Here is a 20867-nt window from a genome sequence, read left to right on the forward strand (position 1 = left end):
CTTGTGAACCCCAAGAGTCCACACAGCCTAGCCGGCGGCGAGGCCGCATCACCACCACCCGGCGCGACAAGGAAGCCCGGCCGGCCCCCGACCTCGTGGACCGCAACTTCCGAGCCGAAGGTCCCGACCAGCTCTGGGTCGGCGACATCACCCATGTGCCGACCGCCGCCGGCTTCCTCTACCTCGCCGTGGTCCTCGATGCCTGGAGCCGGCGGATTGTGGCGTGGGCGATGGCGAACCATCTGCGAACCGCGCTCGTGCTCGACGCCCTGGAGATGGCGATCGGCCAGCGTAAACGGAGCGTCGTCATCCACCCTACCGACCAGGGAAGTCAGTACACCGCTCTCGCCTTCGGCAACCGCTGCCGGGGAGCCTGTGTTCGGCCCTCGATGGGCTCGGTCGGCGATGCCTGCGACAACGCCATGGCTGAGAGCTTCTTCGCGACCCTTGAATGCGAACTGCTCGACCGCCGGCGCTTCGCTTCACAAGCTCAGGCCCGAATGGCCGTCTTCACCTTCGTGGAGGGCTTCGACAATCCGCTTCGACGCCACTCCGCTCTCGGCTACCGCTCGCCGGTCAGCGACGAGAAGGAGATGCTGACGGACCCATCGCCCGCAATCTGATCACCACTCCACGAGAGCGGGTCAACATCACCCGCTCCTGGTTCAGGTCTGCGGTGCGCTCGGCGCGGATCGAGGCCGTCACGGGGCCGATGTGAGCGGCGGGCTGTGGGAGCACTCACCGGCACAGCCATCTTGGGCGGCTGTCCTGTGCGATCAAGCGGCACACGTGGCTCCGCCTCTAAGGTCAGGGTGCCGGCGTCCCTGGGCGGGGAAGCGGACGCCTGCGGAGAGCCGGCCAGGCTGCCGGAGCGACGGGGTTCACGAGCCTCGCCGCGGGGAGAGACGCGATGCGCAAAGGCCCGATCCAGCTTCGCAACGTACGCCGCCTCCGTTACCCCTGCTGCGCGATCCTGCTGGTCGCCGCGCTCGCGCTCCCCGCGCGGGCCGAGCCGGACCCTGCCACTGCCCTCCCGGTCGGGACGGTCGCGGCCCGGCGCGAGGCCGTCGACCAGGCCCTCGACTTCGTCGGGCGCGTCGAGGCCGTGAGCCGGGTCGACATCCGCGCCCGGGTCACCGGCTACCTTGAGGCTGTCCTGTTCAAGGAGGGCGACCCGATCAAGGAGGGAGCGCCGCTCTACCGGATCGAGCCCGACCTCTTCGAGGCCGCGGTCAAGCAGACCGAGGGCGCGCTCGAGCGCAGCCGGGCCGCCCAGGCCCTGGCGGCCATCCAGCTCCAGCGCGCGCAGGAGCTGCTCGACAGGAACTCCGGGACCGTGGTGGCCCGCGACCAGGCGCGCGCCGCTCTCGACCAGGCGAAGGGGGCCGTCACCGGCGACGAGGCCAGCCTGCAGACCGCGCGCATCAACCTCGCCTACACCCAGATCCTGGCGCCGATCGCCGGCCGGATCGGGCGCACGAGCCTGACGAAGGGCAACGTCGTGGGCCCGGACAGCGGAATCCTCACCACCATCGTCAGCCAGGACCCAATCTATGTCACCTTCCCGGTGAGCCAGCGCGAGTTCCTGCGCTACGAGCAGGCCGGCGAGCGCCCCGACCGCAGCAAGGTCGCGGTCCGGATCCGCTTCTCCGACGGGTCGACCTACGGCCAGGTCGGGCGGCTCAACTTCGTCAACATCAGCGTCGACCGGGCCACCGACACGGTCGTGGTGCGTGCCACCATGCCGAACCCGGCGGGCGCGCTGCGCGACGGGCAGCTCGTCCAGGTGGCGATCCAGGCCGGCGCGCCGGAGCAGAAGGTGGTCGTGCCCCAGGCCGCGCTCATCGCCGACCAGGGCGGCGTGTACGTGTTCGTGGTCGAGGACGGCCGGGCCGCCATGCGGCGGATCAGGCCGGCGGCCGGCGGCACCGGCCAGGACGTCGTCGTGGAAGAGGGGCTCTCGGGCGGCGAGCTCGTCGTCGTCGAGGGGTTGCAGCGCGTGCGACCGGGCATGCCCGTGCGGGCCGCCCCGGCCGGCCCCGCGGCCGGCAGGACCTGAGCCCATGCTCTCCGCCATCTTCGTCGACCGGCCGCGCCTCGCGGTGGTCATCGCCATCGTGATCTCCATCGCGGGCGCGCTGGCCCTTCTCACCATCCCGGTGGCGCAGTACCCGGACATCGTGCCGCCCCAGGTCTCGGTGACGGCGACCTATCCTGGCGCTGCCGCCGAGGTGGTGGAATCAACCGTCGCCCAGCCGATCGAGTCGCAGGTCGTGGGCGTCGACAAGATGATCTACATGAAGAGTGTGAGCGGCAACGACGGCAGCTACACGCTCACCGCCTCGTTCGAGCTCGGCACCGACCCGGACATCAACGCCGTCAACGTCAACAACCGCGTCCAGATCGCGCTCGCGAAGCTGCCCGAGGACGTCCGCCGGCAGGGCGTCACGGTCAAGAAGAAGTCGTCCGCCCTGCTGGGCGTGCTGGCGGTCTCCTCCCCCAAGGCGATTCAGGACCCGCTGTTCATCTCGAACTATGTGACCATCAACCTGCTTGATCGGATCAGGAGTACGCCGGGCGTCGGCGACGCGACGCTGTGGGGACCGCAGGACTACGCCATGCGGGCCTGGGTGCGCACGGACCAGCTCACCGGCCTGAACCTCACCACGGGCGACGTGATCGCGGCGATCCGGGCCCAGAACGTCCAGGCCCCCGTGGGGCGCATCGGCGCCCGCCCGATCTCCGACGAGCAGCAGCTCCAGCTCAGCATCCAAACCCAGGGTCGCCTGACCTCGGCCGACCAGTTCCGCAACGTGGTCCTGCGCACGAACGCCGACGGCTCGCTGCTGCGGCTCGGCGACGTCGCCCGGGTCGAGCTCGGCGCCGCCAGCCTCGACCGCGAGACGCGCCTGAACGGCAGCCCGGCCACGGTCGTGGCGATCTACCAGTCGCCTGGCGCGAACGCCCTCGCGACCCTCGAGGAGGTCAAGGCGCGGGTCGCCGCGCTGGCACGAGCCTTTCCGGAGGGGCTGGAGTGGAAGGTCACCTACGACCCCACGGCCTTCATCACCGAGACCGTGCACGAGGTGCAGAAGACCCTCGTCGAGGCCTTCGTGCTCGTCGTCGTCGTGGTGTTCCTGTTCCTGGGCTCCGTGCGCGCCACGCTCATCCCGACGCTCGCCGTCCCGGTCAGCCTCGTCGGCACCTTCATCGCCCTGAAGGCGGTCGGCTACTCGGCGAACTCGGTCTCGCTGCTCGCCCTCGTCCTCGCCATCGGCATCGTGGTCGACGACGCCATCGTGGTGGTCGAGAACGTCGAGCGCGTCATGGAGGAGCACCCGGAGCTGTCGCCCCGGGAGGCCACCAAGCGGGCGATGGCCGAGATCACGGCGCCGATCATCGCCATCACGCTGGTCCTGCTCTCGGTGTTCGTGCCGGTCGCCTTCGTGCCGGGCATCTCGGGCGAGCTGTTTCGCCAGTTCGCCGTAGCGGTCGCCGTCTCGATGCTGATCTCGGCCATCAACGCGCTGACCCTGTCGCCGGCCCTGTGCGGCGTGCTGCTGCGGCCCCACCACGGGCCGCGCCGGGGCATCATGGGCGTGGTGATGCGGTCCATCGATCGCGTGCGCGACGGCTACGGTGCCGCCGTCGCGCGCATCGTCCGGCTCTCGCTCCTCGGCCTCGTCCTGACGGCCGTCGCGGCCTTCGGCACGGTCGAGCTCGCGCGGGTCACCCCGACCGGCTTCCTGCCCGAGGACGACCAGGGCGCGTTCTTCGTCGTCGTGCAGCTGCCCGAGGGCGCGGCGGTGGGGCGGACCGCCGCGGTCGTGGCCCGGGCCGAGGCCATCCTGCGCGAGGAGCCCGCGGTCGCGGACTACACATCCGTGATCGGCCTCAACTTCATCGACAACTACTCCCAGGGCAATGCCGCCTTCCTGGTGGTGACCCTCAAGCCGTTCGAGGAGCGCAAGGGCGCCAGGGACGGCGCCGCCGCGCTCATCGCCCGGCTGGGGCAACGCTTCCGCGAGATCCCGGGCGGGAGCGTCGTCCCGCTCGCGCCGCCTCCCATCATCGGCCTCGGCACGGGCGGCGGCTTCAGCTACGTGCTGGAGGACCTGCGCGGCGGCGACTCGAAGGAGCTGGCACAGGTTCTGCGCGGCCTCGTCGTCGCGGCCAACCAGGAGCCGCAGCTCGACCGCATCTTCAGCACCTTCTCGGCCGGGAACCCTTCGGTCTACCTCGACATCGACCGCAACAAGGTCCAGATCCTGGGCGTGCCGCTCGACGCCGTGTTCCAGGCGCTGCAGGCCTCGCTCGGCGGGTTCTACGTCAACGACATCAACCTGTTCGGCCGCACCTGGCAGGTGCAGGTCCAGGCGGAGGCCGCCGACCGGGCGAAGATCGACGACATCTACCGCATCAACGTGCGCAACAAGGACGGCCAGATGGTGCCGCTGCGGAGCCTGGCCGAAGTCCGGATCATCGTGGGACCGCCCTCGCTCATCCGCTACAACAACCTGCGCGCCGTGACGGTGCAGGGCTCGCCCGCCCCGGGGGTCTCGTCCGGGCAGGCGCTCGCCGCCATGGAGGCCGTCGCGGCCAGGACCCTGCCGTCGGGCTTCGCCGGCGAGTGGACCGACACGGCCTTCCAGGAGAAGCGCGCGGAGGGCAAGACCGCCATCATCCTGGCCTTCGCGGTCCTGTTCGCGTTCCTGTTCCTGGTCGGCCTCTACGAGAGCTGGACGATCCCGGTGCCGGTGCTGCTGTCCGTCATCGTCGGCGTCGCGGGCGCCTACGCGGCCATGGTGTACGGCCGCATCACCCTCGACCTCTACGCCCAGATCGGCATGGTGGTGCTCATCGGGCTCGCGGCCAAGAACGGCATCCTGATCGTCGAGTTCGCCAAGGAGCAGCGCGAGAAGGGCGTCCCGCTCCGGGAGGCGGCCACCGAGGGCGCCCGGCTGCGCTTCCGGCCCGTGATGATGACGTCCTTCGCCTTCATCCTGGGCCTGCTGCCCCTGGTGATCGCCGTGGGCGCCTCCCAGCTCGCCCGGCGCAACGTGGGGACGCCAGTCTTCGGCGGCATGGTCGCCGCCTCCTTCCTCGGCATCTTCGTGATCCCGCCGCTCTACGTCCTGTTCCAGGGCCTGCGCGAGAGCGCCTGGCGCCTCCTCGGCGGCAAGGACGCGAGGCGGCCGGCGCAGCCGCCGCCCGACGGCGCCCGCAACACGCCGGAGCACCAGCCGGCTGAGTGACCCGATGGCCCGGCGCAGGGCCGATCAGGGAGGAGCACGACGATGCACGACAGCGAGCCGGGCCTGGCGACCGCCGATCCCGACGACGACCCGCACGAGGCAGGGGGCACGACGAAGCTTGGGCGCAAGCACTACGAGCGGGAGCTGCACAAGCTCCAGGTCCAGCTCTGCCACCTGCAGGACTGGGTCAAGCGGACCGGCGCCCGCATCATCGTGGTGTTCGAGGGCCGGGACGCGGCCGGCAAGGGCGGCACGATCAAGGCCATCACCGAGCGGGTCAGCCCCCGGGTCTTCCGCGTCGTGGCGCTGCCGGCGCCCTCGGACCGCGATAAGACCCAGATGTTCGTCCAGCGCTACATCGCGCACTTCCCGGCCGCCGGCGAGATCGTGATTTTCGACCGCAGCTGGTACAACCGGGCCGGCGTCGAGGCCGTGATGGGCTTCTGCAGCAAGGCCGAGCAGCGCCGCTTCCTCGAACTGTGCCCGCGGATCGAGCGCTTCATCATCGGCGGCGGCATCCAGCTCATCAAGTTCTGGCTTGAGGTCGGCAAGCAGGAGCAGAAGCGCCGCTTCCAGGCCCGGATCGAGGATCCCCTGCGCCAGTGGAAGCTGAGCCCGATGGACCTCGAATCCTACCGGCGCTGGTACGACTACTCGCGAGCCCGCGACCTGATGCTGGAGGCGACCGACACCGACGAGTCGCCCTGGCACGTCGTGGTGTCGGACGACAAGCGCAGGGCGCGCCTCAACTGCATCGCACACCTGCTCCACCTGGTCCCCTACAAGGAACTGGAGACCGAGACAGTCGAGCTTCCGAAGCGCTCGAAGGAGCGCGCCTACGACGACACGCTGCGGAACCGGCGCTTCGTCCCGGGCGCGTATTGAGCCCGCCTCAGAACCTGAGACTCGCCTTGTACTCCTCCAGCCGGCCGATCGACACGTCGAACTGGGCGCGGACTGCGTCGTCCGCCGTGCCGTCGCGCTGCATCTGGAGGTGGAGGATCTCCTCGTCGATCTGGTCCGGGGTCACCTCCTCGACGGGGTGCACCCGCTCGGCCAGGATGGTGACCTTGGTTCCGATGATCTCCGCCAATCCGCCGCACACGAAGGCGCGGCGGCCCGTCCCGGCGGCGTCGGTGGCGAAGACGATGCCGGGATGCAGCAGGGTCACCGCCGGCGCGTGTCCCGGCAGGACCGTCAGGTCCCCCTCGATGCTCTGGAGGACCACGGAGCGGACCTCCTCCGCGAAGACGATCCGCTCCAGGGAGACCAGCTCGGCGAAGAGCGTCGCCATGATGGGTGCGTCTCTGGGCTCGGATCAAGCGGGAAGGATGGTCAGGCCATGATGCTGAGGCCGCCGTCCACGTCGACCGTCATGCCGGTCAGGCGGGCGGCGTAGGGCGTCGCCAGATAGGCCGCGGTGAGGCCGACGTCGTCGATGTCGACGAGCTCGCCGATGGGCGCCCGCGCGACCGCCTCCGTCAAGAGGACGTCGAAGTCCTTGAGGCCCGCCGCCGCCCGGGTCTTGAGGGGGCCGGGTGACACGGCGTGTACGCGGATGCCGCTCTCCCCCAGCTCGTAGGCGAGGTAGCGGACCGCGCACTCCAGCGCGGCCTTCACGGGCCCCATCAGGTTGTAGTTCGGCACCACCTTGTCGGCGCCGTGGTAGCTCATGGTGAGGAGCGTGCCGCCGTCCCGCATCAGCGGCGCGGCGAGGCGCGCCATGCGGATGAAGGAGTGGCAGGACACGTCCATGGCGACCTTGAACCCCTCCGACGAGCTGTCGACGAGGCGGCCGTGAAGATCCTCCCTGGGCGCGAAGGCGATCGAGTGCAGGGCGATGTCGAGGCTGCCCCAAGTCTCGGTCACCTGCCGGAAGACGGCGTCGAGCTCGCCCTCCTTCTGGACGTCGCAGGGGGCGAAGATCGAGGCCTCGAGCTCCCGCGCCAGCGGCTCGACAAAGGGCTTGGCCTTCTCGTTCAGGTAGGTGAGGGCCACCTCCGCCCCGAGGCGCCGGAAGACCCGGGCGCAGCCGAACGCAATCGAGTGCTCGTTGGCGACGCCGAGCACCAGGGCGCGCTTGCCGGAGAGCGCGTGGCCGTCGGGAATCTGCGTCATGGGTCAACCCTCCACGGCCCGGGCCCGCCGCTCCGCGCGCCCGGTTCGTTGCGACGGTGCGGCCCGGACGGGCTCCGGCGCCGGGGCCAGGATGCGCTCGAACGCCGGCACGAGCGCGCGCTGCTCGGGCTTCAGGTCGACGGCCTCGAAGATCCGGCCGAGCAGGCCGAGCAGCCGGCGGCGCTCCTCGGCCGTGCGGAGCAGCGCGGGCAGCGTCTCGAGCGCCCGCTCCGGCTCATGGGCGACGATGTGAGCCTGCCGCTCGACGAGCCGGTGGGCCTCGTCGGCCGGCAGGTCGAGCAGGCCGACGTCGCGGCCGACGAGTTCGCGAACGCGCTTGAAGGTCGACAGCCGCCGCGGGCTCCGGCTGGCCCGGGCGGCGAGCAGGGCTGCCCGCACGACCGCCTCGGTGAACCCGCCCTCCTCGATCCGCGAGAGAGCCTCGCGGACAGCCGGGGCGTCGCGGCCGAGGCCGGGAGCGGCCGCCTCGGGCCGGGCCGCCGCGGAGCCCATCGCGAGGCTCATCGGGCCGTATGTGTTGTAGAACAGGGTCTCGACGCCCGCGTCGCGCAGCTGCCGGTAGAGGTCCCACGAGGCCGTCACGCCGGCCGCGACCAGCCGCTCGGTGGCGGCGCCCAACCCGGCCTCGTCGCGCGGCGTGCGATGGGCCCGCACGAGGTCCGCCGACCCCTTCAGCGGGGCCAGGAACGGGTTCAGGTCCGAGATCGCCCAGCGCCGGGCCCGGAGCGGGTGGAGCACCCGCGCCAGGGTGGCGGCCTCCGGCGGGACGAGGGGGGCGAGGACCGGGTGGACCAGCGCCTCGTACAGGGCGGCGTTGAACGCAGACACCTGGTCGACGGCCGCGAATGGGATCTCGTCCTTGCGGGCGTATGCTTGGAGCGCCTGCAGGTCCTCGACCTGCCGCTCCGTCAGGACGACGTCGTAGCGAACGACGCCGTCGACGCGCTGCTCCTCGACCTGCATGCCGTAGAGGCCGGGTGGGAGGTGCTCGATGTACTCGAGCAGGTCGACGATCTGGGCGTGCTCGCGCCGGGCCACGCTGGCCGAGACGAAGATGCCGAGGTGGCCGATGCTTCGGTGCATCAGGCCGACGATAACCTGCCCGTTGGCCTTCAGCTCCTCCGTCGTGCGGTAGAGGTCGGCCACCCAGTTGAAGGCCTGCTGGGGCGGGGTGATGTTGTCGCCGAGCGAGGCGAACAGGATGATGGGGGAGCGGATGGCGCGCAGGTCGACGGCGTGGCCGGGCGCGAACTCGGCGTCGCCGGCGGACAGTTTGTTGCCGACGAACAGGTTGTCGATTATCCACTTGATCTCCTCGCGGTTCATCAGGAAGTAGCCACCCCACCAGCGCTCGAATTCGAGGTAGCGCTCCGTCTCGGTGTCGATTTTCGCGAAGAGATTGTAGTTCTTGCTGAAGAACGTGTTCGCCGGGTTGAGGTACTCGAAGTTGTCGACCAGGTAGGCGCCGTCGAAGCGGCCACCGCCGAGGTCGCTGGCGAGGAGGGCCGGCCAGCTTCCGCCGAGCATGCCGCCGGCGTAGCGCATCGGGTTCTCGGCGTCGTTGCCGGCCCAGTAGGACATCGGCGCGCCGTTGACCACGATGGGACCGGCGCAGTCGGGATCGAGGGCCCCAACCAGCATCGCGGCCCAGCCGCCCTGGCAGTTGCCGACGATCACCGGCTTGCCGCGGGTGGGGTGGCGTTCCCGGACGAGGCGCAGGAACGCGGCCTCGGCCGCCGCCACGTCGGCGAGCACCTGCCCCTCGACCGGATCGGGGAAGAAGATCACCGCGTAGACCGGGTGGCCGGCCCGCAGGGCGACGCCTACCTCCGAATCCGGCTTGAACCCGCCGATCCCCGGCCCGTGGCCGGCGCGGGGATCAATGATGACGTAGGGCCGCTTGTCGGCGTCGGTCCGCGTGCCGGGCGGGGCCTCGACGCGCACGAGGGCGTAGTTGACCGGGCGCGCGAAGGTGCGGGCATCCGCCTCCATGGTCCAGCCGAAGGCCAGGAGCGGCGGCTTGCCGGCCTTCTCGTGCGCCAGCCAGTTGTTGCCGCGCTTCCGGAGCGTGTCCCAGAACAGGACCGAGCGCTGCGCGAAGTCGGTCCAGTAGGCGAACGCGTCGCCCAGGGCCGCTGCGGCCGGCCGGGGGCGGGCCGCCTCGAGCCACGCCGCGTTGGCCGCGCCCACGGCGTCGAAGTAGGTTTGCGCGGCCGACAGGCAGCGGCCTTGGAGGACCTGCGCGAGGCGCACCTGGAGTGCCAGCGGGGACAGGCTCTCGGGGGCCCGGGGCGGATCAGTGTTCGGGGCGCTCGTCATGGTGGGATGTCCTGATGGGATGCCCTGGGCCTGGAGGCGCGGTCAGCTGCGTGGCTTCTCCCAGGTGAGGAAGAAGCCCACGTCGCCCGGCATGCCGTCCGGCCAGTCCACGATCATGGCGTTCAGGCCGTAGCCGGCCGGGTGAAGCCGGTCGCGCCAGAACTCGTAGGCTTGGCGCGGGCGGCCCCGCAGGGTCTCGGGCCAGCCCGTCTCGGCATTGTTGATGGCCCGGCCGTGATCCGCGCACATCACGTTCGGGAAGCGCATCACCATCAGCTCGTTCTTGCCCTGCTCGGCGGCGATGCGGAGCTTGTGCAGGAGCGACTGCGTGATCTCGTGCACCTTCTCGGGCGTGACGTCGATCGGGACCGACAGGGTCTTGATAAGCTCGACCCGCGCCTTGTCGTTGCGGTCGAGAGACTGGAAGTCTTTCATGGCATTCGCGGCCCTGAGCTTGGCCATATAGTCGCCGAGCTCCGCGGCCGACATGAATGTCTCATCGCCGAGTTCGAGGTCGGCGAGCGGCTTCGTCTTCACGGCTTCCATGGCGAGCTCCTTGTGGTCGCTGGGCGGGGTAAGCAGAACCGCCTCGTGCAGTTCTGCTCATCTTTATGTTTTCGCATCATTTTGGCAGTCGAACCGGTGACGACTCCGGCACCGTACGATCAGCCCGGCGGAATGATGCTCAGCACTGGGCCTCGCTCAGTGCCGCGCGCGTGCCGCGCGCGATCATCAGCTCCTCGTCGGTCGGGACGACCCAGGCGGCAGGGCTGGCGCCTGTCGTCACCCGTGGGCCGCCGGAAGCGTTGGCGGCCTCGTCGAGGGTGAAGCCGGCCCAGGCGGCCCCGCGCAAGACCTCGGCCCGGGTGGCCGCGTCGTTCTCGCCGATGCCGCCCGTGAAGATCAGGGCGTCGATGCCGCTGAGCGCGGCGACCAGCGAGCCGAGCTCGCGGCCGATGCGGTAGACGAACAGGTCGATTGCGCGCCGCGCGTCTGGATCGGCGGCGGCGCGCATGCGCAGCTCGCGCATGTCGTTGGAGAGACCCGAGATGCCGAGCAGCCCCGACCGAGTGTAGAGGATCCGCTCGGCCTCGTCGGCATCGAGCCTCATCTCCCGCAGCATGTAGAACACCACCCCGGCGTCGAGGCTGCCGCACCGCGTGCCCATGGGCAGGCCGTCGAGGGCCGAGAAGCCCATGGTGGTCGCGACGCTCCGGCCGGCCCGGAGCGCGCACAGGCTGGCGCCGTTGCCGAGATGGGCCACCACGACGCGCCCGGCGGCTAGGGCGGGGTCGGTGTCGGCGAGGACCGAGGCGATGTAGGCGTAGGACAGGCCGTGGAACCCGTAGCGCCGCACGCCCGCCTCGGTCATCGCGCGCGGCAGCGCGAAGAGCTGCGCGAGCTCCGGCTGGTCGCGGTGGAAGGCCGTGTCGAAGCAGGCGACCTGGGGCAGGTCCGGGAAACGTCGCCGGATGATCCGGATCGGCTCCAGGTTGTGGGGCTGGTGGAGCGGCGCCAGCGGCACCAGGCGCTCCAAGGCCCCGAGCACCGCATTGTCCACGCGCGTCGGGGCAGCGTAGGCCATGCCGCCGTGGACGACCCGGTGGCCGGCGGCGACGAGCGCGAGGCCGCTGCCGTGCTCGCGCAGCCAGGCCGCCACGTGCAGGAGCGCCTCCTCGTGGCCGAACCCCTCGTCGAACGTCGCGTCGGCCTCCGCGGCGCCGGCGCCGTCCCAGATCAGCAGGTGGGGCGCGCCGCCGAGCCCCTCGAACAGGCCCCGGAAGACGCGGCGTGGGTCGCCGGCGCCGTCGAGCGCGAAGACCTGGAACTTGAGGCTCGACGAGCCGGCGTTGAGGACGAGGCAGACGGGCGTCATCCCGCTAGACCTCCGGCAGCGAGCCCTGCGCCCGCTTCGCTGCCGCGAACAGGGAGGCCACCGCGCAGGAGGCCAGCCGCGTCAGCCGCGAGTCGGCCCGGCTCGTCAGGATGATCGGGACCCGGGCCCCGAGCACGATCCCGGCGCCGTCCGCGTCGGCCAGGAATGTCAAGCTCTTGGCCAGCACGTTGCCGGCCTCGAGGTCCGGGACCACGAGGACGTTGGCCTGGCCGGCTACGGGCGAGCGGATCTTCTTGATCCGTGCTGCGCCGAGATCGATGGCGTTGTCGAGGGCGAGCGGCCCGTCGAGGACGGCGCCGGTGATCTGGCCGCGATCGGCCATCTTGCAGAGTGCCGCTGCGTCAAGGGTCGAGGGCACCTTCGGGTTGACCGTCTCCATCGCCGACACGATGGCGACCCGGACCGTCTCGACTCCGAGGGCGTGGGCGAGATCGACGGCGTTCTGGACGATGTCCCGCTTCTCCTCCAGCGATGGGGCGATGTTGACGGCCGCGTCCGTGATGATCAACGGCACGTCGTGGCTCGGCACGTCCATGACGAAGCAGTGGCTGACCCGGCGGGCGGTCCGCAGCCCGCCGTCCCGGCGCACCACCGCGGCCATCAGCTCGTCGGTGTGGAGGCTGCCCTTCATCAGCGCCTCGGCCTCGCCGGCGGCGACGCGGGCGACGGCCGCCTCGGCGGCGGCGTGGCTGTGAGCGGCCTCGACGAGGCAGTAGGGCGCGATGTCGGCGCCGAGCGCGGCGGCGGCCTCGGCGATCTTCCCGCGCGGACCCACGAGGATCGGTTCGACGATCCCGAGCTCGACGGCCTCCAGAGCGGCCCCGAGAGCGGCCTCGTCGCAGGGGTGGACCACGGCCACCCTCAGCCGCGGCAGCGCCCGGGCCGCCGCGATCAGGCGGTGGTACTTCTCGTGCCCCCTGAGCTCGCGAGGTTCGTCCTGGGCCGGCTTGAGTGTCGAACTCGGCACGATCACCTCTCCTGACAGCTGGAAGGAAAGCGGACGCCGCGGGCGAAGCCCGATCGGGCGACGATCAACCGAACTAGAACGAGTTACGCTGAATCTGCGCTCGCCTTCCGGGGTGCGGCCTTGTCGGGTTGTGTCGGTTACGTGCCGCAGTCTGCTGCAACCGTGACCCCGAAGCTTGATCGGACGGGACAGCCTATCCATCGCGCGGGTCCGAAGCACGACGCCTCGAGAGCCTCTGGGCGGCGCCCCGGCGTGCGAGGATAGATGGCAGTGCCCGCGCAAGGTGCTTTCCTGCGGGGCAACGTCGCAGGAGGTGGGCATGGCGACCGACGGCACTCCGACCGACGCGGCCCTGCCGACGGGGTGGCGCCTGAGACTCGGCCTCCTGCTCTTCCCGCTGACCCTCATCCCCTACGGCCTGCTGGTCCCCGTCGTCGCCTATGGCCTTCCCGTGGCGACGGTGGCGAGCCTCGTCGGCGCCGGGGTTATCCTCCAGAAGGTGCTGTTCGTCGGCACCGTCGCCGTCCTGGGCAAGCCCGGCTTCGCGTTCCTAAGGCGGTGGCTGTTCAGCCGGATCGCCCCCCAGACTAGGTCGGGCCCACGCGGCACAGGATCGGCCTCGTTATGTTCTGCGTGCCGATCCTCCAAGGCTTCCTCGAACGCTATGCCGGCCAGATCGCGCCGGATCTCATCAAGAATCGGGTCTGGGTCGATGCTCTGATGGACATCACGCAGGTGGCCAGCGTCTTCGTGCTGGGCGGCAGCTTCTGGGACAAGCTGCGCGCCCTGTTCATCCGCGACGCCGGCGTGATCTTCCCGGATCGGGCTAAGCCGGTCTCGCCGCCGGCCTCCGCCCGGCGATGACCCGAGGCGGAGCCGCTCCGCGCGGGGTGGGTTCCGGCGGCCGGCCGCTACTGCGAGCAACGCTGGTAATCGACGCCTGTCGAGTCCTGCTCGCTGTAGTATCGCTTCAGGATACCGTTCGGCATGGTCGCCATGATGACCTTGACTTCGTTGGCCGCCACCGAGTTCGCGCAATTGAGGACGAGGATCTGACGGTCGCTGGCCGGGCGGACTGACGCGATGCGGCATAAGGCCATCGGGGTCCGCAGGCGGTTGCCGGCGACGACGAAGGCGGGAGCGAAGATGTCGATCGGCTTCTTGAACGACGTTCCTTTCCCGGCGGACGAGTACACCGACGCGCAGTCGCGCCCGCTCAGCACCCAGGCCCCTTGGTAGCCCGACAGGCCGGCCTGCGCCGCCGGCGCGTCCGCCACCCCGATCGAGGCGGCAAGGCCCACGCCGAGCCCGACAGCGCCGACAACCTTAGCTAGTCCCATGTCGCCCTCTCCACGAGCCTGCGCCTTTGACGATGCCCGCGCATGGTCCGGCGAGGCAGATTCCGGCTCCTCGCGGGCGACCCGCCAAAGCCAGAGCCCTGAGCCGCGGCCGTCTCGAACGGAGCGGGCGCGGCGGCGGGCGGGACGCGGCGGATCATCGCTGGCCGTTCGGTGGGATCATCGATCTGCGACCCCGCTTCCGCCCCAGGCCGCGCTTGGACCTGGCGTCGCGTGGTCCGGCCGGCGCTCCTTTCGCCACGCGCTCGGCGTCGTGCCCGTCCAGCGCCGGAAGGCGTGGGTGAAGGCGGCCGGCTCCGAAAATTCCAGCGCGGCAGAGATCAGTGCCAGGCTCATGTTGGTGTCGGCCAGCAGCTGCTTGGCGATACCGAGCCGCAGCTGGCTCGCGACCAGCCTGAAGCTCGTGCCCTCGGCCTTCAGGCGGCGGCTCAGCGTGCGCCGGTTGATTTCCATCTGGCGCGCAACCTGCTTCGCGTTGGTCCACATCCGGATTCCCGCCGTGCGCATGCGCCGCCGGATCTCGTCGATCAGGTCGGGAGGATATTCGTCCTCAATCTGCCGGATGCGTCGCTCCACGACCGTTCGGACGCGGGGTTCGGCGCCCTCGATGGACCTGGTCAGGAGCCAGGACGGGAGCAGCAGGGTCGCGGTCTCCTGCTCGAACTGGACGGGCGCACGGAAGAAGCCCGTGTAGGGCGTCGTGTCCGGCGGCTGCAGCCGCGGCAGCAGCACCGCCTCCGGAGTCCAGTCGGAGCCGCACAGGGACCACAGCACCTTGGTCAGCGCCGCGAGCGCCCGCTCGCAGTGGAGGGCGGCGCCCTCGGCGTCGGGCTCGTACGGGACGTAGCTCACGGCCACGATGTGGTCGCCGCTCAACATCTCCACCACCGCGCCGCGATTCAGGATGCCATGGTGCCTCACCAGGGCGCGGAGTGCGTCGCCTACCGTCTCCGAGTTGCGCATCAGCGCCCCGATCACGCCGAGCGAGGCGAGGGTCGCGCGTTGACCGACGAGGAGCCCGAAATGGGAGCACCGCGTGTGGTCGGCCGCGAGGGCCGTCAACCGGCCCAACACCGTCAATGGAACGACATCGAAATTCTCCCAAAACTGCGTGCTGATCCCCGCTTTCTGGAAGATAAATTTCGGATCCACATCACGTTCTATCAGAATCTCGTGTATCGCCTGAACGGCACAAAAATGAACGAATCCGAGCGGAATGGGATGAACTAAACGGCAAGGGATTTTATCTATTTCCGCTAGGCGGGTAGACTGACTGTGTTCGGGAGAATCCGAGGAGGGCATGATCCTGCCTCCCGTCTTGCTGGGTCAGCAAAACGCCTTAGATCATGGAAAAGATAAGCTGGCAACGCGGATCGATCTGAAGGCAGTTAAACAGGGGTTATTTATCTATATTAGTTTGCTCGCGACCATATTGACACTGAGAAGCGCGCCGGCGTTTAAGTGTGAAGCTATCATTCCGCTGCCAATTCGCGCCACCGGGTTGCGGTCTGGTCGCGGCGACCGCCTACCGGCACCCCGGGTCCCATCCGGGGCGGCGCGAATCCGACTCGCCGCAATCGGCGGGTGAGCGGCCGCCGGCGGGCCGTAGGGGCCGGGAGCGGGAGAGCACCGGTCAAATCCACGGTCTGCATTGCGAAGCGCGAGGTCACGCTCTTAAGCGCCAGCATCGCGTCAGCCTCTGGCAGAAGGCGTCGCCGGCCTGATGTGCGGACTCGGCCCGTCGCTGTCGGAGATGCCCGACCTGGTCCGAGTGCTGGGCTTCCTCAGCGTGGCGGGCGCCGCGGATCCGAGCCTGATCGCCGTGCTCGGCGGCGCGGCCCTGTTCACGATCGGCTGGGCTCCCTCGGGCCCCCGCCCGGGCCCGGCCGCGGCGTCGATCTCGACCGGGCCGGCGCAGGTCGCAGTGTTCGTGCTCGCCACGCTCGTCGGCATGAGCGCCCAGGCGCTCCTGAGCCATGCCCGGCTCCGCGACGTTGTAAAAGCGTATCACTGATCACTTGTTTGCCTCGATCTTGAGTAAAGGTCGCCGAAAAAGGAGAGTGTCTCCACCACCGTCGGCATGATTTTACGGGCGGACTTGACGGGTTCGGAGTCGCCTACCTGCCGTGCGGGCAGGTGTAGAATTTTCTGAAAACCGGCGAGCTCGTTTGGTTCCTGGAGCCTTGGAGCCCGCCCCTTCTGCGCTACGATCTCTACTTTCCGAACCGCCACCAAGCAAGCGCCGGCCTTCGTTTTTCGAGTTGAGGCTTTGCGCTTTCGACCCTAATGGATGCTAGTTCCTCAATAGGCGCGTTCACAGGAGGAAGTCGGAGCCGTCGGAGTGATACGGGCTGCACGTTTTACTAGAACTTGCTGCGATAAAAGACTTTCCCTCAATCGACTGCGAAAGTCAGAAAGTGGCGTATGCTATTAAAAAAATCAGATGCCATGTCTCTGGCTCGATCTAACGACCTAATAAAAGGAGTTTTTATCTCCGACCTGCCGTTGTATGCCCGGATTTTCGCCCAATTGCGCGAACGCATGTAGGATATTCTACCCTGCGCAGCTTGGACTGGAGTACCGTTCCGGTTGCAGTCAGAGTTTTTTGAGCACAATCGCGCATTTTTGCCGATGCCAATGGAAAGTCCACGCCAATTCCATTCGCAGCATCCAATCAATGACCCTGCCCCGGCGAACTGGTCCGCGCCGAGCGCAAGTTTTTCGGGCATCCTGAACCCTGAAGGAGGGTGGATGCCATGCCTCGCAAACGCTTCACGAACGAACAGATCGCCTTCGCTCTCCGACAGGCGGAGAACGGTGCAACGGTGGATGAGGTCTGCCGGAAGATGGGCGTGTCCGAGCCGACCTTTTACCGGTGGAAGAAGCAGTTCGTCGGCATGGGCGTGCCGGAGATCCGACGCCTGAAGCAATTAGAGGACGAGAACAGTAAGCTCAAACGGTTGGTCGCCGACCTGACGCTGGATCGCTCGATGCTGCAGGACGTGCTCAAGCGAAAGTGGTGAGGCCCGCCGTTCGTCGTGAGGTCGTCGGTCACCTGCAGGTGACCCACGGCATCAGCGAGCGGCGGGCCTGCCAGGCCACCGGCTTCGGCCGTTCGTCCCAGCGCTACAGGACGCGCTCGGATCCACAGGTCGCGTTGCGCATGCGACTCAAGGAGTTGGCAGCTGCGCGGGTGCGCTACGGCTACCGGCGACTGCACGTCCTGTTGCGGCGGGAGGGCTGGATCTTGAACCACAAGCGCACCTACCGGCTCTACCGGGACGAGGGGCTGTCGATCCGGCGCAAGCTGCCCAAGCGCAAGCGAGCCTGGCGCTACCGGCAAGGGCGGCCCGCGATCGGCGGTCCCAACGAGGTCTGGGAGATGGACTTCATGTCCGATGGCCTCTTTGACGGACGTCCGTTCCGGATCCTGACCGTGGTGGACTGCCACACGCGAGAGGCGCTCTCGCTGTCACCGAGAGCCACCTTCCGCGCCTACCAGGTGGTGGAGGTTCTCGACGCGCTGGTTCGGCTCCGCGGGAGACCCAATAGCCTGCGGGTGGACAATGGGCCGGACTTTGCCGGTCGTATGCTGGATCAGTGGGCCTACCTGGATGGAGTGAAGCTCGACTTCTCTCGGCCCGGAAAACCGACGGACAACGCCTACATCGAGGCCTTTAACGGCCGCTTACGGGCAGAGTGTCTGAACGCGTCGTGGTTCTTGTCGCTCGCTGATGCCCGTGCGCGCATCGAGGAAGGGAGGTGCCACTCCAACGAAGACCGACCTGACACAGCCCTGGGCGGCTTGACGCCTCGAGCCTTCGCCAACCAAGCTGTCACAGCCCGAGAACTTGCATAGCCCTTGGACCACAAGCCGGGGCAGGACCAGGTCGGCTCAGAGCCATACTTCAGGGCAGACCACTCAGATGAGGGCTGACTGAACCGTCCCGGGTTCTTCGGAGGCTTGTTGTCTTGGGTCAGGCGGCCATGATCTGGCCGCCGAAGTTGGCATGATAGCGCGCTTCGGCCTCGGCGGGAGGGACGTTACCGACCAGCGCGAGCAGGCGGCGGTGGTTGTACCAGTCGACCCACTCCAGTGTGGCATACTCGACGCCTCGAAGGAGCACCACGGCCCTCGTCGGTGGATGACCTCCGCCTTGAACAAACCGTTGATCGTCTCCGCCAGGGCGTTGTCGTAGCTGTCGCCGACGCTGCCAACCGACGGCTCGATGCCCGCTCCGGCCAGGCGCTCTGTGTAGCGCAGAGCTAGATATTGCGAGCCGCGATCCGAGTGATGCACCAGCCCGCTGCCCTGGACGGGACGACGCTCATGCAGCCGCGTGTTCGAGGATCGCGGCGTCTCAGGAGCCAAGACCGAACGGCCCGGCCTCACCCAGGCGCTCGCCGATCTGCGCCAGGGCGACACCCTCGTGATCTGGAAGCTCGACCGCCTGGGCCGCTCCATGGGCCACCTGATCGAGACCGTGCACGATCTGGAGGGGCGAGGGATCGGGCTACGCTCGCTCACCGAGCAGATCGACACGACGACACCCAACGGCCGGCCGATCTTCCACATCTTCGGCGCGCCGGGGCAGTTCGAGCGCGATCTCATCCGGGAGCGCACGCGTGCCGGGCTCAGTGCCGCGGCGGCTCGGGGCCGGAAGGGTGGCCGCAAGCCTGTCGTGACGCCCGAGATCCTGCGCAAGGCACAGGTGCTGATGGGGCAGGGGCTGAACGTGCGTGAGGCCGCCATGAGGCTGAAGGTAAGCAAGACCGCGCTCTACGAGGCGCTCGCGTCTCACGTCCTGCTCAATAATCACTTGTATCCCGGTATGGTTTCCAACGCTTCTTTCAACGATGACATCGCAAGCTCCAAAAGCTCATGATCCGACACCGGTAAGCGCACGATTTCAAGTAATGGAATTTTTAGCAAGTAGTTTCGATCTTTGTGCTGGAATTCAAGGGCAACATGCGAGCAAGATTGTGGAGAATGAGTATCTCTGTTACCGGGATTGATGTGCACTCGTAATGTTGTCCCAGCGCTCATGTGAACGACTCCCCTAAGTATTAACCGGAACACTGCATCGATCAGGCTCGCAGCCGAGGTCATGTCAGACCGATCAGGCTTTATCTATACAATGCAAGCATCACAGCGACGGTGGTTCAGTCTGGATGGTCCATGACTTGGTAGTTCAGTTTGATCCTCACGCCAGCCTTCCCGAACCAGTCAGATGCCTGGTTCAGGAAGGGCATACCCAAACTGAACCAGCGCCTCGCGCATGACGGAGGCTGGAGCTGCTGCTGTGCCTCGGCGTTCGATGTCATAGGCGTGTCATGGCCGACCTACCAAGAAACGCCGAACCCTGCACCCCTGGTCGGACCACATGACGCTCCTTGGAACATTCGGCAGACTAGCCCTTACGGCCACGGCATTCACCGCACTGACGCCTGCTCAAGCTGAGACCGTCCATCCCGCGACGCTCGCCGGGCACGTGGTGATGCCGGCGGAGAGCTTCCTGGCGGCGCCCGCCGATGCACCCGACGACCTCAAGGTCCCGGGCAAGTTCACCACGGGACGGCGGGTCGACGCCTCCGGCACGGTGATGGGCATGAACGACGGCCGACCTACCGGCGTGAAGCTGCCCCTCAAGAGCCCGCCGCTCCAGGGCCATTCCGGCATCAAGCGCATGCCCGACGGCAGCTTCTGGGTACTTACCGACAACGGCTTCGGCACGAAGGCGAACTCGCCCGACGCGATGCTCTACCTCAACCAGTACCGCATGGACTGGGCAGCGGGCACGATGCAGCGCCTCGCCACGATCTTCCTGAGCGACCCTGACAGGAAGGTGCCCTTCCGCATCACCAACGAGGCGACGCCCACGCGCTATCTCACGGGCGCCGACTTCGACATCGAGAGCTTCCAGTTCGTCGGCGACAAACTCTGGATCGGCGACGAGTTCGGCCCCTACCTCCTGCGCGCCGACCGTTCCGGCAAGGTCGAGGCGGTGTTCGAGACCGAGGTGAACGGCAAGCCCGTGCGCTCGCCCGACCACTACGCCGTGACGACCCCCGCGCTGCCCGGCGGCATGGTCACCTTCAACGCGCGCCGCTCGAAGGGCTTCGAAGGCATGGCCGCCTCGCCGGACGGGCGCTTCCTCTACCCGCTCCTCGAGGGACCACTCTGGGACGCGGACAAGAAGGCGTTTGAGACCACGGCGGACGGACGTACCTACCTGCGCATCCTCGAGTTCGACGTGGCGCGCGAGCGCTGGACAGGGCGACACTGGCAGTACGTGCTTGAGGCGAACGGTCACGCCATCGGCGACTTCAACCTGATCGACGCCACTCATGGCCTCGTCATCGAGCGCGATGACGGCGAGGGCACAACGGACCGCGCCTGCCCGCCAGACCAGAAGCGCCCGGACTGTTTCGCGACGCCGGCGAAGTTCAAGCGCGTGTTCAAGATTGAGATGACAGATGCCAATGTGGGCGGTCCCGTGCGCAAGGTCGGCTCCATCGACCTCATGCGCATCGCCGACCCGAACAAGCTTGCCCGCAAGCCGCTCACGGACGGGGCGCTCGCAATGCCCTTTCAAACCATCGAGAATGTCGAGATGGTCGACGCCAGCCACATCATTGTGGGCAATGATAACAATCTGCCCTTCTCGGCGAGTCGCGACCCGAATAACGTCGACGACAACGAGTTCATGCTGCTCGAGGTCGGGTCATTCCTGAAGGCAGACTGAGAGTCACCCGGTGCGGAGTGTCCCTGGTAGTAGTTATACGGCCACGTTTTCCTGACATCGGCGGCTGCACTTCGCTCACGCGTCAGGCGCGTCATCTGAGGTGAGCCTCATGAGACCTGTGCGCGGAGCGTTTGAAACACAGCATCTTGGGCCTGCTCTGTGCCAAGGGATGCCAGGATTGGTAGC

17 protein-coding genes and 1 pseudogene are annotated in these 20867 nt (G+C 68.2%); 9 read left to right on the plus strand and 9 right to left on the minus strand.

The features are described from left to right. From DT057_RS13170 to ppk2, 4 genes are all read left to right on the plus strand, one after another. Positions 1 to 623 (plus strand): IS3 family transposase (locus DT057_RS13170; protein WP_128562564.1); only part of this gene is annotated, 623 nt, incomplete at its 5' end. A 287-nt stretch (positions 624 to 910) separates the two neighbouring features. Further along, a complete protein-coding gene (locus DT057_RS13175; RefSeq protein ID WP_128562565.1) occupies positions 911 to 2059 on the plus strand; it encodes an efflux RND transporter periplasmic adaptor subunit in 1149 nt (382 codons plus the stop codon). Positions 2060 to 2063: 4 nt separating this feature from the next. Continuing rightward, positions 2064 to 5255 carry an efflux RND transporter permease subunit gene (locus DT057_RS13180; protein ID WP_128562566.1) on the plus strand — a complete coding sequence of 1064 codons (3192 nt, stop codon included), beginning with the start codon at positions 2064 to 2066 and terminating at the stop codon, positions 5253 to 5255. 42 nt (positions 5256 to 5297) lie between these two features. Continuing rightward, positions 5298 to 6140 carry a polyphosphate kinase 2 gene (ppk2, locus tag DT057_RS13185; RefSeq protein ID WP_128562567.1) on the plus strand — a complete coding sequence of 281 codons (843 nt, stop codon included), beginning with the start codon at positions 5298 to 5300 and terminating at the stop codon, positions 6138 to 6140. Between the two features lie 7 nt (positions 6141 to 6147). Here ppk2 and atpC read toward each other — a convergent pair whose 3' ends face one another. From atpC to DT057_RS13215, 6 genes are all read right to left on the minus strand, one after another. Then, entirely contained in the window at positions 6148 to 6549 is a 402-nt protein-coding gene (gene atpC, locus DT057_RS13190; RefSeq protein WP_128562568.1) for an ATP synthase F1 subunit epsilon, read from the minus strand. Between the two features lie 41 nt (positions 6550 to 6590). Beyond that, entirely contained in the window at positions 6591 to 7373 is a 783-nt protein-coding gene (gene fabI, locus DT057_RS13195) for an enoyl-ACP reductase FabI (RefSeq protein ID WP_128562569.1), read from the minus strand. Positions 7374 to 7376: 3 nt separating this feature from the next. Beyond that, complete coding sequence (locus tag DT057_RS13200) at positions 7377 to 9713, minus strand: DUF3141 domain-containing protein (RefSeq protein WP_128562570.1); 2337 nt, start codon at positions 9711 to 9713, stop codon at positions 7377 to 7379. A 42-nt stretch (positions 9714 to 9755) separates the two neighbouring features. Next, entirely contained in the window at positions 9756 to 10259 is a 504-nt protein-coding gene (locus DT057_RS13205; RefSeq protein ID WP_128562571.1) for a hypothetical protein, read from the minus strand. A gap of 139 nt (positions 10260 to 10398) precedes the next feature. Beyond that, positions 10399 to 11589, minus strand: coding sequence for an acetate/propionate family kinase (locus tag DT057_RS13210; RefSeq protein WP_128562572.1), 1191 nt, complete (start codon positions 11587 to 11589; stop codon positions 10399 to 10401). Positions 11590 to 11593: 4 nt separating this feature from the next. Then, entirely contained in the window at positions 11594 to 12577 is a 984-nt protein-coding gene (locus DT057_RS13215) for a phosphate acetyltransferase (RefSeq protein WP_128562573.1), read from the minus strand. A 624-nt stretch (positions 12578 to 13201) separates the two neighbouring features. Here DT057_RS13215 and DT057_RS13220 point away from each other — a divergent pair. Further along, positions 13202 to 13441, plus strand: a complete 240-nt coding sequence (locus tag DT057_RS13220; RefSeq protein ID WP_128562574.1) for a hypothetical protein — start codon at positions 13202 to 13204, stop codon at positions 13439 to 13441. A 47-nt stretch (positions 13442 to 13488) separates the two neighbouring features. On the opposite strand, the gene DT057_RS13225 is transcribed toward DT057_RS13220, so the two are convergent. Further along, on the minus strand, positions 13489 to 13917 hold the full coding sequence (locus tag DT057_RS13225; protein ID WP_128562575.1) for a hypothetical protein: 429 nt from the start codon (positions 13915 to 13917) through the stop codon (positions 13489 to 13491). Between the two features lie 177 nt (positions 13918 to 14094). Continuing rightward, positions 14095 to 15087: an AraC family transcriptional regulator gene (locus DT057_RS13230; RefSeq protein ID WP_244937375.1), complete on the minus strand. Its 993-nt coding sequence runs from the start codon at positions 15085 to 15087 to the stop codon at positions 14095 to 14097. A gap of 571 nt (positions 15088 to 15658) precedes the next feature. Between DT057_RS13230 and DT057_RS13235 the strand changes: the two genes are divergently transcribed. Further along, positions 15659 to 15949, plus strand: a complete 291-nt coding sequence (locus DT057_RS13235) for a DUF6691 family protein (protein ID WP_128562577.1) — start codon at positions 15659 to 15661, stop codon at positions 15947 to 15949. 742 nt (positions 15950 to 16691) lie between these two features. Beyond that, a protein-coding gene (locus DT057_RS13240) for an IS3 family transposase (RefSeq protein ID WP_128562578.1) occupies positions 16692 to 17794 on the plus strand; the annotation gives its coding sequence in 2 pieces (ribosomal slippage) (positions 16692 to 16953 and positions 16953 to 17794; 1104 coding nt in all). 118 nt (positions 17795 to 17912) lie between these two features. Here the strand turns inward: DT057_RS13240 and DT057_RS13245 are convergent. Next, positions 17913 to 18271: pseudogene (locus DT057_RS13245) on the minus strand (integrase core domain-containing protein); the annotation flags it as partial. A gap of 4 nt (positions 18272 to 18275) precedes the next feature. On the opposite strand from DT057_RS13245, the gene DT057_RS13250 reads away from it, so the two are divergent. Beyond that, complete coding sequence (locus DT057_RS13250) at positions 18276 to 18821, plus strand: recombinase family protein (RefSeq protein ID WP_455429821.1); 546 nt, start codon at positions 18276 to 18278, stop codon at positions 18819 to 18821. Positions 18822 to 19319: 498 nt separating this feature from the next. Next, positions 19320 to 20681 carry an esterase-like activity of phytase family protein gene (locus DT057_RS13255; RefSeq protein WP_128562580.1) on the plus strand — a complete coding sequence of 454 codons (1362 nt, stop codon included), beginning with the start codon at positions 19320 to 19322 and terminating at the stop codon, positions 20679 to 20681. The last annotated feature ends 186 nt before the right edge of the window (positions 20682 to 20867 follow it).

Origin of the sequence: Methylobacterium crusticola, from assembly GCF_003574465.1 — a bacterium.
GTDB lineage: Bacteria > Pseudomonadota > Alphaproteobacteria > Rhizobiales > Beijerinckiaceae > Methylobacterium > Methylobacterium crusticola.